Raw genomic sequence first — 14,026 nt, forward strand, 5'->3', positions numbered from 1 at the left:
ATGACAACCGATCAAGAAGTGCAGAATTTTGGATGGCATTCAATAAAGCATGAAGCCAGCCATCATCACGGCAGCAACCCTGCGACCAATTGCCGGCATGAACAACCAAAGGGCGACCATCGCGTCAGCATCTATTGTTAAAACAAGAATTGGTCTGTTACAGATCGGTGCAAAACCGAGAATTTGAAAGTATCGATTGAATGAAAACAGACACTCGCAAAGCTGATCTCGACTTTGCCGCCGACCTCTTCAAAGCCGCTGACAAGATGCGCGGGGGGCTTGAGCCGTCTGAATACAAACATGTCGCGCTGGGCCTGATCTTCCTGAAACACATCTCTGAAGCCTTTCAGGCGATGCATGATCAGCTTTCTGAAGACGAACTCGCTGATCCAGAAGACCCGGAAGAATACCTTGCAGAGAATGTCTTCTGGGTTCCTGAAAAGGCACGCTGGTCGCACATTCAGAAAAACGCCCGCTCAGAGAATATAGGCAAGATCATCGACGACGCGATGGAGGCAATCGAGGCCGAACCGACCAACGAAACGCTAAAGGGCGTCTTGCCCAAGAATTATGCTCGCCCCACGCTCGACAAAACAATGCTGGGTGAGTTGGTAGACCTCTTCTCCAACATCAAGATGCACGACAGCGCCGATCGGGCGCGTGACCTGCTGGGCCGGGTCTATGAATATTTCATCTCAGGCTTTGCCAGCGCCGAAGGCAAGCGCGGCGGCGAGTTCTTCACACCTCGCTCTGTCGTCCGAACGCTGGTTGAAATGCTCGAACCCTATCAAGGCCGAGTTTATGACCCGTGCTGCGGCTCAGGTGGCATGTTCATTCAGTCTGAGAACTTCATCGAAGAGCATGGTGGCAACCCTCTGAACCTTGCTGTCTATGGGCAGGAGATCAATCACACCACGTGGCGGCTGGCTAAAATGAACCTTGCCGTGCATGGCATTGATGCCGACATTGCGTGGGACAGCGCAGGTAGTTTTCACAAAGACGCGCATCCGGGGCTGAAGGCCGACTACATCCTAGCCAACCCGCCATTCAATATTTCTGATTGGGGCGGTGATCGGCTGACCGAGGATGACCGCTGGCAATATGGCATCCCGCCCAAGGGCAACGCCAACTTTGCGTGGATACAGCACATCATCCACCACCTTGCTCCGCGCGGTCATGCGGGCGTTGTACTTGCCAATGGCTCCATGTCCTCGCAAACCAGCGGCGAGGGTGAGATCAGAAAGCGCCTGATTGAGGAAGATCGCGTTGATTGCATGGTCGCTCTGCCGGGGCAGCTTTTCTATTCCACGCAAATTCCCGTCTGCCTTTGGATTCTGAGCCGGGACAAATCAGCCAACGGGCTAAGAGATCGGCGCGGAGAGGTGCTGTTCATCGACGCTCGCAACATGGGCCATATGGTGGACCGGGTCCGGCGTGAGTTCTCGGACGAGGACATCGAGACCATCGCAGGCACCTACCGCCGCTGGCGCGCCAAGCCCGAGACCTTGGAGGAGAATGGCTGGGAGGCCTACGCTGACGCGCCGGGCTTCTGCAAATCCGAAGGGCTGGAGACCATCCGCAAGTTTGACCATGTGCTGACTCCGGGACGCTATGTCGGGGCGGCTGATGCGTTGGATGATGGAGTTTCCTTTTCTGACAAGTTTGCGGGTCTAGCGGCCCAACTCACCCAACAATTTGACCTTTCGTCGGACTTGCAAGGCCAGATTGTCGAGGGTCTGAAGAGCGTTGAGAGCGGCAATGACTGATTGGGAAGTCCTTACACTAGAACAGGCAGGTGTTACGCTGCTTGATTGCGACCACAAAACACCAGCCGCTCGCGAGGCGGGGCGTCCTTACGTCGGCATTCCGCAGATGACGACGGGCCGCGTGGTTTTTGAAACAGCCCGAAAGATCAGTGAAGAAGACTATGTCCACTGGACGCGAAAGACGAAATACCAAACCGATGATGTCATCCTGTCTCGCCGTACAAACCCCGGTGTAACGGCGGTTGATGATACTGGAACCGACTTCGCATTAGGGCAGAATTTGGTCCTGCTCCGAGCGGACGGATCACGCGTTCGGCCTGACTTCTTGCGTTGGATGGTCCATACGCCTCAATGGTGGGAACAAATCGACAAATACCTGAATGTCGGGGCTGTGTTCTCCAGCCTAAAGTGCAGGGATGTTCCGAAGTTCGAGCTGACAGTTCCCCCAATTGCCGAGCAACAGAAAATCAATTCAATCCTGCGTCCCATCGCGGACAAAATCGAGCTGAACCGGCGGATGAATGAGACGTTGGAAGAGATGGCGCGGGCGCTGTTTCGGGATTGGTTCGTCGATTTCGGCCCCACCCGCCGTCAGGCGGACAGAGCAACCGACCCCACTGCCATCATGGGCCACGCCTTCCCTGCCGAAATAGCCTCCGCCCTCGCCCCCATGTTCCCTGCAACGTTGGGGAATGATGGTTTGCCTGAAGGGTGGGTTTCGCGAGCGCTAGGTGACCGAGTTACGGTCAAACGAGGTGGGTCTCCTCGCCCGATCAAGGACTTTATTCGTCCCACAGGCATTCCATGGGTAAAGATTGCCGATGCGACTAGATGTAATGGCCCTAACCTATTCGTCACCCGGGAGTTCATTAAGAAAGAGGGGCTCAAAAAGACGGTTGAGTTACAGCCCGGATCATTGATCTTGTCGAACAGCGCCACACCGGGTTTACCAAAATTCCTAAGGCTTCGAGCCTGCATCCACGACGGCTGGCTGTACTTTCCGAACACCGGCGGCTTGTCCAACGAGTTTCTCTACCTCGCCTTTCTACACTTTAAAGACGCCATCGTCTCGCAAGCCACGGGAAGCGTGTTCAACAACCTGAAGACCGAAGTCTTGAAGCGTCAAGAATTTGTCTTTCCACCAGATCAACTCATCAACGAGTTTGACGGGGTGATCGGACCATTGTTCAGCAAAATTCTTGCAAACGAACAAGAAAACCAAACCCTCGCCGAGATGCGCGACCTCCTCCTCCCGCAGCTCATATCTGGCGAAATCCGCCTGAAAGACGCGGAGACGCTGGTATGAGAGGATCTTTGCTTCAAAGCTTGTTGGAGTTAGCCCATTCCACCTCGCAGAACCTCGGGTTTGCCCATCTCGATGATGTCAATGTCAGTTACGGTGAGGAGACGATCACCGAAACCAACTTGTTGGAGCTTCGCCGTCGCCATCCCGGTATCATTACCCTGAACACCTTTGGCAAGAAGAAGGAGGCCAAGAACGGGGCGGATTGGGAGTGGCACATCATTGGTCGCGGACGGAAATTCGGGATGCGGGTGCAGGCCAAGCGATTGCAAAAAGATGACAAACTGAAGATCACGCATAAGGTGAAGTCATCTGGTGAAGAGCAGATCGAACTTCTCATCAAAGATGCACAAGCTAATCAACTGAAGCCTGTATATTGCTTTTATTCAGCCGAAAGACAGCGCGATCACTGGAAAAAGGAAAACATAGGCGGCAACTTTGAGGCCTTTGAGGCGGGATGCCTTTTGGCTCCTGCTGAGGCGGTGAAGAACGAGATGCCCACTTGCCTTACTGACATCGAAAAAGATTGTGTGCCCTGGCATTATTTGGTCGAGCGCCGGGACTATGTGACGAACCGTGCAATAAACGTTTTTGACGTTGAAGGTACCATTCTGCAATTTCTGGTCATGTCCGAGGACGTACGGCTTGCGATGGACCCTAATAAGACGAGGGATAGCGAGTCCCTACTCAACTTTCCCACACTTGATGAGTTGAATGACCAAGATCCCCCAAAGCGTGAAATTGAAGGCCTAGCTGAAGTTGGTGAGCCGGAATATGAGCGCCGAGGAAGCGTGTCAGATTATCGTGAGCGCGGTATCGGGCGGCTTGTTGAAATTGATGTACGCGAATTTCCCGACCGTCCGGTATTTCGGGATACACCAGATGAGTAGCATTAGGAAAATTACGTGATATTCAACAAAGAACACTTTGAGCAACGCCAGCATGGCGATCAGGATTTGAGACCAGGGGACATTCGCAGCCAATTTCAGCGCGATCGTGCGCGAATAATGCACTCTGCTGCTTTCCGGCGTTTACAAGGTAAAACTCAGGTCATGGGCACTGGTGAGGGCGACTTCCACAGAACTCGTCTCACGCACTCAATTGAGGTCGCCCAGATCGGCTACGGCATTTTAGAGGCGCTTAAGGCCAGGAAGGACATTCCTGCGGATGTTGTGAATTGGTTGCCGGACAGAGACCTGATTGAGGCCGCCTGCTTTGCGCATGACTTAGGCCACCCGCCGTTTGGACACAAAGGCGAACAGGCACTTCACAAATCGATGTTGAAAAGCGGCGGATTCGAGGGAAACGGCCAAACACTACGTATCCTCACTAAGCTCGAAAAGTACAAGGAACGCGGCTACGGCATATATCCTACGCGGCGCTTAATCTTGGGCGTGTTAAAGTATCCGAAGTCCATGGCAGACTTCGAACTCAGCAAATTTGATACGAAGCCTCCGAAATCCTATCACGACGAAGAAAGAGACGTAGTGAATTGGGCGCTGTCTGGCTTCTCACAGGAAGACGTTGCCAATCTCGTTGGTTCGGCCAACGGAAAAAGTGCGCATCACAGTTTCGACTGTAGTATCTTGGAACTGGCAGACGACATTGCCTATGGCATCCATGACATTGAAGACATTGTCGCACGCGGTCTGGCTACGCATGAAGAGGTCCAGCAAGAAGTCACAAAAGCTTTTGATCGGGTCAACGGCTCACTGACACATGAGCAAACTGAGTTTAACAGCGCCATGGTCTGTCGCGGACTCCTCGGATCAAGTTTTGAACGCAAACAGATGGTTGCGAGCCTTGTAAATCTGTTCATCACGAACGTGAGGTTATCCACTCATAGTGAGTTCCAGCACCCGCTTTTGAGGTTCAATGCATCTCTTCCCGCCGAGCATCGCGATCTCTTAAAGGCGCTCAAAGGCTTGGCCTACGACTTGATTGTCAAAAAGGCGAAGCTGCAGCAGCTTGAATGGCGGGGGCAGATGATAGTTGAGCGTCTATTCGACGTTCTAATTTCAAACCCCAATGGGCTGATTCCTCAGAGTTCATGGGAAGACGGCTGCACAGATAGCTCAACAGAACGCAGGGTCTGCGACTACATCGCAGGAATGACGGATGCCTACGCCGAAAAACTCTACAAACGGCTTTATCAACCGGGGTTTGGGAGCAGTGGGGATGAGTTGTGAGCATTAATGAAGATCTGGTCGAACAAGCCGCTGTTGGCATCCTGAAAGACCTTGGCTGGCGATACGAAGACCCCTTGGCGATTGCGCCCGATGGGGCTGCGAAACGGCGAGGATCTTATGGCGAGGTGGTCTTGTACGAGTTGCTGCAAGTCGCGGCAAAGCGGTTGAATCCGGACATCCCGGGTGAGGCTCTGCATGCCGCTGTCAGACAGGTGGCGGTCTCTGAGACTCCCTCGCTTATCGAAGAGAACCGGCGCATTCACAAGCTGTTGGTTGACGGGATCGACGTCGAATACCGCCGCCCCGATGGATCGATCAAAGGTGACAAAGTTCGGTTGATCGACTTTGCCAATCCATTAAACAACGACCTGATGGTCACGAACCAATTCACCGTCGTTGAGGCAGGGCACAACCGTCGTCCCGACATGGTGGCGTTCGTGAATGGTTTGCCTCTGGTGGTGATCGAGCTGAAGAATGCCGCTAGTGAGAACGCCACGATTGAAGACGCGTTCAATCAGCTACAGACCTACAAGCATCAAATCCCTTCTCTCTTTCGAACAAACGCCGCCCTTATCACGTCAGATGGGCTTTTGGCGCGAATAGGTTCGCTCAGTGCGGGAGAAGACCGCTTCATGCCCTGGCGTACGGTCACCGGTGCCCACGACGATTTCACACCAGAAGGTCCGAAGGAGATGGACACGCTTTTGCGAGGCGTGATGCAGCCTGATCGGCTCTTACAATTGATGCGCGATTTCACTGTATTTGGTGACAAGGGTGATGGCGTCTTTAAGGTCATTGGCGGCTACCACCAGTTCCACGGTGCGCGGAAAGCGCTGCGTTGTGCCGTTGATGCGGTTGGCGCTGAAGGCGACCGCAAAGTAGGCGTGATCTGGCATACTCAGGGTTCTGGTAAGAGCTTTCTGATGGCTTTTTTTGCCGGACTGTTGGTGCGAGCGCCGGAGCTTCAAAACCCAACGATCCTTGTCGTAACCGACCGCAACGATCTCGATGATCAGCTATATGGGACATTTTCACTCTGCCGTGACTTGATTCGCCAAACACCAGAGCAGATCGAAGATCGCGACGACCTTCGTCAAAAGCTCGATCGGCAATCAGGTGGCGTGATCTTCTCGACACTGCAAAAGTTCGCTCCGATGGCAGGTGAAGAAGACTTCCCCATGCTGTCCGACAGGCGCAACATCATTGTTATTGCAGATGAGGCTCACCGTAGCCAGTATGGCTTTGACGCTAAGCTGGATCGCACGACGGGTAAGCGGCGATATGGCTACGCCCACTATCTTCGCCAAGCCCTGCCCAATGCCTCCTTTGCCGGCTTCACGGGCACTCCAATCGAAGCGGCTGATGTTAATACACCCGCAGTCTTTGGCGAATATGTCGATATCTATGACATCAGTCGCGCGGTTGAGGACAAAGCGACTGTCCCAATCTACTACGAAAGCCGCCTCGCTCGTGTTGAGCTGGAGCAGGAAAAACTGCCCGAGATCGACGCGGCCGTAGATGCTCTTTTCGACGATGAAACGCTTTCTGAGCAAGAAAAAGCTAAGTCCAACTGGAGTAGCGTTGAGCGTCTTGTCGGTGCTCCTCCGAGGTTGGAGAAGGTCGCACAAGACATTGTCACGCACTTTGAGGACCGCATCGAGGCAATGGCGGGCAAAGGTATGATCGTCTGCATGAGCCGAGCAATCTGCGTGGACCTCTACAACCGGATCACTGCGCTGCGTCCAGAATGGCATTCTGACGACGATAAAGAAGGAGCGGTCAAAGTTGTGATGACCGGTTCCGCTTCAGATCCGCTGGACTGGCAGCAGCACATCGGCAGCAAAATGCGCCGTGATCTGCTAGCCAAGCGGGCACGTGATCCATACGACCCGCTCAAAATGGTGATCGTACGCGACATGTGGTTAACGGGATTTGACGCGCCCAGCATGCACACAATGTACATTGACAAGCCAATGCGCGGTCACGGTCTGATGCAGGCGATTGCTCGCGTAAACCGAGTGTTCAAAGACAAACCCGGTGGTCTGGTAGTTGACTACATCGGAATTGGGCAAAACCTGAAGAAAGCCCTTCAGAACTACACAGCAACCGATCGCGAGCAAACCGGAATCGACGAGGAGGAAGCCGTGGCTACGCTTCAGGAGCTTGTCGAGAGATGCCAAGACTTTTTCTCTGGTTTCAATTACCGGGCTGGGATCGCCGGCGAGCCTCAAGATCGCCTTCAGGCGCTTGCTGGTGCCATTGAATGGACATTGGAGAAGCAAAAGACCCGAGCAGACAAAGTGAGCGGTGAAAAGGCTAAGAAAGCAGAGCTGAATTACTATGCCGATCTAGTGGCCAATTTGTCCAAAGCCTTCGCTTTGGCATCCGCAAGCGACTACGCACAATCGGTCAAGGAAGAGGTTGGCTTTTTCCAAGCTGTTCGCGCGGCTTTATCCAAGTCGTCGCCAAAGACCGGGATGAGCAAGCGCGAAAAAGAGTTCGCCATTGGCCAACTAATCTCAGACGCCATTGCAGATGCCAGTATCATCGACGTGTTGGCAGCAGCAGGCATGGATAGTCCGGAAATCTCAGTGCTATCTGAAGAGTTCTTATCTGAAATTCAGAACCTGGAGCAAAAGAATCTTGCGCTGGAGGCTCTCAAGAAGCTTTTGGCTGGCGAGATTAAAGCCCGGCAGAAACGGAACGTGGTCGAGGCCAAAGCCTTTTCGGAGCGCCTGGAGGCCGCTGTCGCACGCTATCACGCCAACGCCCTCACGAGCCTAGAGATGATCCAAGAGCTTATAGACATGGCCAAAGAATTGAAGGCGTCTGTCGAACGCGGAGAAGACCTGGGCTTGGGCGAAGAGGAACTGGCCTTCTACGACGCTCTGGCGCAAAACCAGAGCGCAGTAGAGATGCTAGGTAGCGAAGAGTTACGCAAGATCGCTCATGTGCTGGTCGAACAGCTTCAAAAGAACGTCACTGTTGACTGGCACCTAAAAGAAAGCGCACGAGCAAAACTTCGAGTACTCGTCCGAAGAGTCTTGAAGAAATATGGATATCCACCTGACTTGGCGCCTGTCGCGATCAGTACCGTGTTGAGTCAAGCCGAGACGCTATTGCATTGGAAGGCCGTTCGATAAACGGCTGCCGAGGAGAATCAGTTGATCTTCCCGCAAGCGGCGACGCCGAAAAAGTTGGCAATTTTCCCGTCTGGAGTATTTTAATCGTCAACAAACTAACTTATTGCACTTATTAGAAGAATTTTGGAGAGGCAGACATGCGTGAGGATATGAAAGCGGACAGCCCTGCGGTCCAAAGAATGGCAGAAAGAATTGCCAAAGACGGTGCCCAAACCTTTAACCAGGAAGTAGAATTTAAACGTAAATACGGCGATCAAGCGGTCGAAATGTTTAAAGAAGGAGATCTTATCGCGGCACTCTTCGAGCGTGGCATCGATGCAACCCCAGTGCAATTCAAAGGGGCAAGTTCTACCGCGCCAACTGGTATCAAATTAACGCTTCGTTCTGGGTAATCACTTCGGAGAGGAAGGTTAGGTCTTTTAAGACCACTTCAGCGGATCCACTTTATCGAGGGTCAATTTAGCTTTCGCACCTTAGTTCCTGTACCTTGTTGCGCGAGCTTTCTAGATTAAGCGCAGAGTCGCAAATCTCTTCTCAAACAAGAGCGTAGTCTCGAACCAAGCTTTTCTCCGACGATTCTGACATCTATGGGTTCGATAACGTGCGATCTCCATTTCGCTCTCCCTTTCCCATATTTTTCAAGCCGTTAAATAGAATATTCCTTCTTTACTCGCTTACAAATCGACTGCTGCTGTTCCCATTTTCGGTCCAATGGAGTCTGTCTCAAAATTCGGCTTTTGCGATTCAGATCCGATGCGTGAAGTGGCCAACTTAATGATGTTGGCCTTAGCTGATTCACCCGTCGCATACAGCGGCAACCAAGCGCCTTCAGGATGGCGGGCTTTTTGGCGGGTATCTGTGATTAATCGAAAAAATATCATTTAAAATCAATGATATGTGGCGGAGACGAAGGGATTCGAACCCTCGAGACGGTTTCCCGCCTACTCCCTTAGCAGGGGAGCGCCTTCGACCACTCGGCCACGTCTCCGCTGACGGGTATATCCTTGCAAGCGACGGGAATACAAGGCGAAAAATATGATTTGTGCCTCTCTCTGACAAAATTGCTGAACCCGTTGAAATCACGGTAAAAGGCGCCAACTTAAATGAATCATCGGCCAGAATTGGAGAATTTTTCCGGGGCGTTCTCCAACGTTAAACCACCGAACCGCCTGGTTCGAAACGACAGGGCACATCGAATCCCCATTCTGCATTGCTGCGCCGATTGAGAGATCGCATTCTGAAAGCGAAGAAGCTCTCTTGTTTCGATTAGATTACATTTCCTCCGGGCAGCGGCGGCAGCGCAGGGCAATGCAAACGAATAATGGCTCACTTTACGACCACCCTCGCCTTTATTAAGAGCGGTGTGGTTAATAAATCCAAGAAGGGCACAGAATGAAGAAATTTCTCGCATCCGCTGGAGCGATGGCATTGGTCATGTCGAATGCGATGGCAATGGATGCTGACAGAGAGGCTATTATTAACGAGAAAGTAGGTAGTTTTGTTGACGCTGTAGGCTGCGCGGATCCAGAAGCCGCACAATCTTTGCTTGCGGAACTTGGCACTGACGATTTTGACGTCACTACATATATTGCGTTTCCGGTTGTAGATGTCGGATGCGCAGGTGGGGCTGGAACAAGCGCATTCACGCCGGTCGTAGTACGTGTTCCGGAATACCGGCCTTCGGCGGCCCATGTCGACATGTGGGCAACGGCGGAAATTGAATTTGTAGGTATACCTGCGCGCGGATTGATATCAATAGAAGCGCTCGCGTCTAACCGAATGCATATCGTCGGAAAAGACTTCGCTGACGGTGATCCAAATTGTTGCCCGTCGAAATTGGTTGACCGCGTCTACCGTTGGGAACGTGGTGGGTTCTAGCTGCCGGAAGTTGATTGATTTGTTCTCAAAGTCAGCTGGCATACTAGACCGGCTGACCTGACCTCTTCCGCCTCTGCTATGAACTGCTTTTTGATCTCAAAACCGGTCGGAGCGGGCTCCTCAGAACGCCTCGTTATGTGATCGGGGTCTCGATTATGTTTGGCGCAATCCATCAATAAGAACGTGACCGTCCGGTGAAGGAGCTCTGGCACAGCTCCGATGGTCCCTATGACGCGACGGTTACAGCGTACCCCGAAAGCACAACCTTAATTACGCCCGCTTGCTTCCACAGTGCTTCCAGTGGGGTTGGCACAAATTGCAACATCGCCTTGAGGCGGTGCGTAACATACTGTTTTATGTAGGTAATATTGGTTGCGGGAGTAGGATTTGAACCTACGACCTTCAGGTTATGAGCCTGACGAGCTACCGGGCTGCTCCATCCCGCGACAGTTTTTGTGACCTAGCGCTTACGCTAGTTGAGGTCTTTGGTTGGCCTATCGCTTGCGCTATTTGAGGCCGGGTATTGTGTCATCGTGTTAGAGAGATATGGGCTTTTTCTAGGTTTGGCGGTGACCTACTCTCCCGGGGCTTAAGCCCAAGTACCATTGGCGCGGCAGTGCTTAACTTCCGGGTTCGGGATGGGACCGGGTGTTTCACTTGCGCTATGACCACCAAACCGAGGAAAAGCCCATGTCGACTTTTTTGCGGAGCAAGAAAGCGACGGTTGGCAGGCAGCGTATTCGCTTGCGAATGCGCGGTGCCACTCGGTTATATAATCAACCAACATCGCGGCTTGGCGCTGCGACGCTGTCCATAATCAAGGTCAGTGTATGCTTTTGGTGATTTGTCTTTCCATTACTGGATCAAATCAAGCCTATCGGGCGATTAGTACCGGTCAACTGAACGCATTGCTGCGCTTACATCTCCGGCCTATTGACGTGGTGGTCTTCCACGGCCCTCAGGGAGACCTTGTTTTGAGGGGGGCTTCCCGCTTAGATGCCTTCAGCGGTTATCCTGTCCGATCATAGCTACCCAGCACTGCCGTTGGCACGACAACTGGTCCACCAGTGGATCGTTCACCCCGGTCCTCTCGTACTAGGGGCAACTCCTCTCAAGTCTCCTACACCCACGGCAGATAGGGACCGAACTGTCTCACGACGTTCTAAACCCAGCTCACGTACCTCTTTAAACGGCGAACAGCCGTACCCTTGGGACCTGCTCCAGCCCCAGGATGAGATGAGCCGACATCGAGGTGCCAAACACTGCCGTCGATATGGACTCTTGGGCAGTATCAGCCTGTTATCCCCGGCGTACCTTTTATCCGTTGAGCGATGGCCCTTCCACTCGGGACCACCGGATCACTATGGCCGTCTTTCGACTCTGCTCGACTTGTCAGTCTTGCAGTCAGGCTGGCTTCTGCCATTGCACTCAACGAGCGATTTCCGACCGCTCTGAGCCAACCTTCGCGCGCCTCCGTTACGCTTTAGGAGGCGACCGCCCCAGTCAAACTACCCGCCACGCAGGGTCCCGGATCCGGATAACGGACCGCGGTTAGACATCAAGAGTGCGAAGGGTGGTATCTCAAGGGAGGCTCCACAGGTACTTGCGTTCCTGCTTCAAAGCCTACCACCTATCCTGCACATCACAATCCTGATGCCAGTGCGAAGCTGTAGTAAAGGTGCACGGGGTCTTTCCGTCTAACCGCGGGAAGCCTGCATCTTGACAGGCAATTCAATTTCGCTGAGTCGATGTTGGAGACAGCGGGGAAGTCGTTACGCCATTCGTGCAGGTCGGAACTTACCCGACAAGGAATTTCGCTACCTTAGGACCGTTATAGTTACGGCCGCCGTTTACCTGGCTTCAATTCAAGGCTCTCACCTCTCCTTTTAACCTTCAGGCACCGGGCAGGCGTCAGACCCTATACGTCGTCTTGCGACTTCGCAGAGCCCTGTGTTTTTAATAAACAGTCGCCACCCCCTGGTTTGTGCCCCCAGCCCCTAGTTGCCTAGGAACCGGGCCTCCTTCTCGCGAACTTACGGAGGTATTTTGCCGAGTTCCTTCAACATCGTTCTCTCAAGCGCCTTGGTATGCTCTACCAGTCCACCTGTGTCGGTTTAGGGTACGGTCTGATGGAGGGCTATTTCCAGGAACCACTCAGCAGCCCAATCAATCCGATAAGATTGAACTACACCTGTGATCCGTCACATCCTCCTGGCCTAGGAATATTAACCTAGTTCCCATCGCCTACGCCTTTCGGCCTCGGCTTAGGGGCCGGCTTACCCTGCTCAGATTAGCTTTAAGCAGGAACCCTTGGACTTTCGGCGAGAGTGTCTCTCACACTCTTTGTCGCTACTCATGTCATCATTCTCACTAGTGATCTCTCCACCGGATCCCTCACAGGCCGGCTTCATCGAAAGAACTCTATCCTGCGCTACCGCCTATTCGGCTACTTGAGCGCGATTACTCGCGCCACATAACCGGCGGCAATACAGGATGAGTTCTATGTCACACTACGCTCTGCTACCATGCCTTACGGCATCCTAAGCTTCGGCTCATGGCTTGAGCCCCGTTACATCTTCGCCGCAGGACAACTTGTTTAGACCAGTGAGCTGTTACGCTATCTTTAAAGGATGGCTGCTTCTAAGCCAACCTCCTGGTTGTTTTGGTCGTCCCACCTGCTTTCCCACTTAGCCATGAATTGGGGGCCTTAGCTGTAGGTCAGGGTTGTTTCCCTCTCCACTACGGACGTTAGCATCCGCAGTGTGTCTGCCATCTAGTACTCCCGGGTATTCGGAGTTTGGTTAGGATCAGTAAGCCTGTGGGGCCCCATTACCCATCCAGTGCTCTACCCCCCGGGGTATTCGGATGACGCTCTACCTAAATAGATTTCGCAGAGAACCAGCTATCTCCGAGTTTGATTGGCCTTTCACCCCTAGGCACAGCTCATCCCGATCCTTTTCAACGGATGTGGGTTCGGTCCTCCAGTAAGTGTTACCTTACCTTCAACCTGGCCATGCCTAGATCACTCGGTTTCGGGTCTGATCCCACGAACTCATTCGCCCTATTAAGACTCGCTTTCGCTACGCCTACACCTAACGGCTTAAGCTTGCTCGTGAGACCAAGTCGATGACCCATTATACAAAAGGTACGCCGTCAGCTCGCAAGGAGCCTCCGACTGATTGTAGGCGTTCGGTTTCAGGTACTGTTTCACTCCCCTCGTCGGGGTGCTTTTCACCTTTCCCTCACGGTACTGGTTCGCTATCGGTCAGCAAGGAGTACTTAGCCTTCGAAGGTGGTCCTCCGATCTTCAGACAGAATTTCACGTGTTCCGCCCTACTTAATACGTCCGTCAAAGCTTCCTATACGGGGCTGTCACCCGCTATGGCCACGCTTCCCAACGTGTTCTAGTCACTTATCCGGCTCGGCTGGTCCCCGTTCGCTCGCCGCTACTAGGGGAGTATCAATTGATTTCCTTTCCTCCGGGTACTTAGATGTTTCAGTTCCCCGGGTTTGCTCTTAAAACCCTATGTATTCAGGTCTTAAGTACCTGTTCATGCTCATTATTGATTAGCACAGCTAACAATAACAAACATTCAGGTGGGTTGCCCCATTCAGAGATCCATGGATCAAAGCTTATTCTCAGCTCCCCATGGCTTATCGCAGAGTATCACGTCTTTCATCGCCTCTTGCTGCCAAGGCATTCACCAAACGCCCTTCTCGCGCTTGATTTGATCCAGAAAAAGAAAG

7 protein-coding genes, 2 tRNA genes and 2 rRNA genes are annotated in these 14,026 nt (G+C 52.8%); 7 read left to right on the forward strand and 4 right to left on the reverse strand.

The features are described from left to right. Positions 1 to 200 precede the first annotated feature (200 nt). From ACR3E6_RS03845 to ACR3E6_RS03870, 6 genes are all read left to right on the forward strand, one after another. Entirely contained in the window at positions 201 to 1,766 is a 1,566-nt protein-coding gene (locus ACR3E6_RS03845) for a class I SAM-dependent DNA methyltransferase (protein ID WP_480485931.1), read from the forward strand. Next, entirely contained in the window at positions 1,759 to 3,072 is a 1,314-nt protein-coding gene (locus tag ACR3E6_RS03850) for a restriction endonuclease subunit S (RefSeq protein WP_480485933.1), read from the forward strand. Before ACR3E6_RS03845 ends, ACR3E6_RS03850 begins: the two co-directional genes overlap by 8 nt. Beyond that, a complete protein-coding gene (locus ACR3E6_RS03855; RefSeq protein ID WP_480485935.1) occupies positions 3,069 to 3,959 on the forward strand; it encodes a DUF6615 family protein in 891 nt (296 codons plus the stop codon). The genes ACR3E6_RS03850 and ACR3E6_RS03855 overlap by 4 nt, the downstream gene beginning before the upstream one ends. A 15-nt stretch (positions 3,960 to 3,974) precedes the next feature. Further along, positions 3,975 to 5,258, forward strand: a complete 1,284-nt coding sequence (locus tag ACR3E6_RS03860; protein ID WP_480485937.1) for an anti-phage deoxyguanosine triphosphatase — start codon at positions 3,975 to 3,977, stop codon at positions 5,256 to 5,258. Further along, positions 5,255 to 8,401 carry a type I restriction endonuclease subunit R gene (locus ACR3E6_RS03865; protein WP_480485939.1) on the forward strand — a complete coding sequence of 1,049 codons (3,147 nt, stop codon included), beginning with the start codon at positions 5,255 to 5,257 and terminating at the stop codon, positions 8,399 to 8,401. The genes ACR3E6_RS03860 and ACR3E6_RS03865 overlap by 4 nt, the downstream gene beginning before the upstream one ends. 137 nt (positions 8,402 to 8,538) lie before the next feature. Then, positions 8,539 to 8,793 (forward strand): hypothetical protein, encoded by a 255-nt coding sequence (locus ACR3E6_RS03870; protein WP_480485940.1) that lies wholly within the window; start codon positions 8,539 to 8,541, stop codon positions 8,791 to 8,793. A 506-nt stretch (positions 8,794 to 9,299) separates the two neighbouring features. Here ACR3E6_RS03870 and ACR3E6_RS03875 read toward each other — a convergent pair. Next, positions 9,300 to 9,389 (reverse strand) — tRNA-Ser (locus ACR3E6_RS03875). Between the two features lie 404 nt (positions 9,390 to 9,793). On the opposite strand from ACR3E6_RS03875, the gene ACR3E6_RS03880 reads away from it, so the two are divergent. Continuing rightward, positions 9,794 to 10,279: a hypothetical protein gene (locus ACR3E6_RS03880; RefSeq protein WP_480485942.1), complete on the forward strand. Its 486-nt coding sequence runs from the start codon at positions 9,794 to 9,796 to the stop codon at positions 10,277 to 10,279. A 369-nt stretch (positions 10,280 to 10,648) separates the two neighbouring features. Here the strand turns inward: ACR3E6_RS03880 and ACR3E6_RS03885 are convergent. From ACR3E6_RS03885 to ACR3E6_RS03895, 3 genes are all read right to left on the reverse strand, one after another. Further along, positions 10,649 to 10,725 (reverse strand) — tRNA-Met (locus ACR3E6_RS03885). A gap of 115 nt (positions 10,726 to 10,840) precedes the next feature. After that, positions 10,841 to 10,955, reverse strand: a 5S ribosomal RNA gene (gene rrf / locus ACR3E6_RS03890). Positions 10,956 to 11,143: 188 nt separating this feature from the next. Then, positions 11,144 to 14,008: ribosomal RNA gene (locus tag ACR3E6_RS03895) — 23S ribosomal RNA — on the reverse strand. Between the last annotated feature and the right edge of the window lie 18 nt (positions 14,009 to 14,026).

It is taken from the genome of Ruegeria sp. AL3, assembly GCF_056536065.1.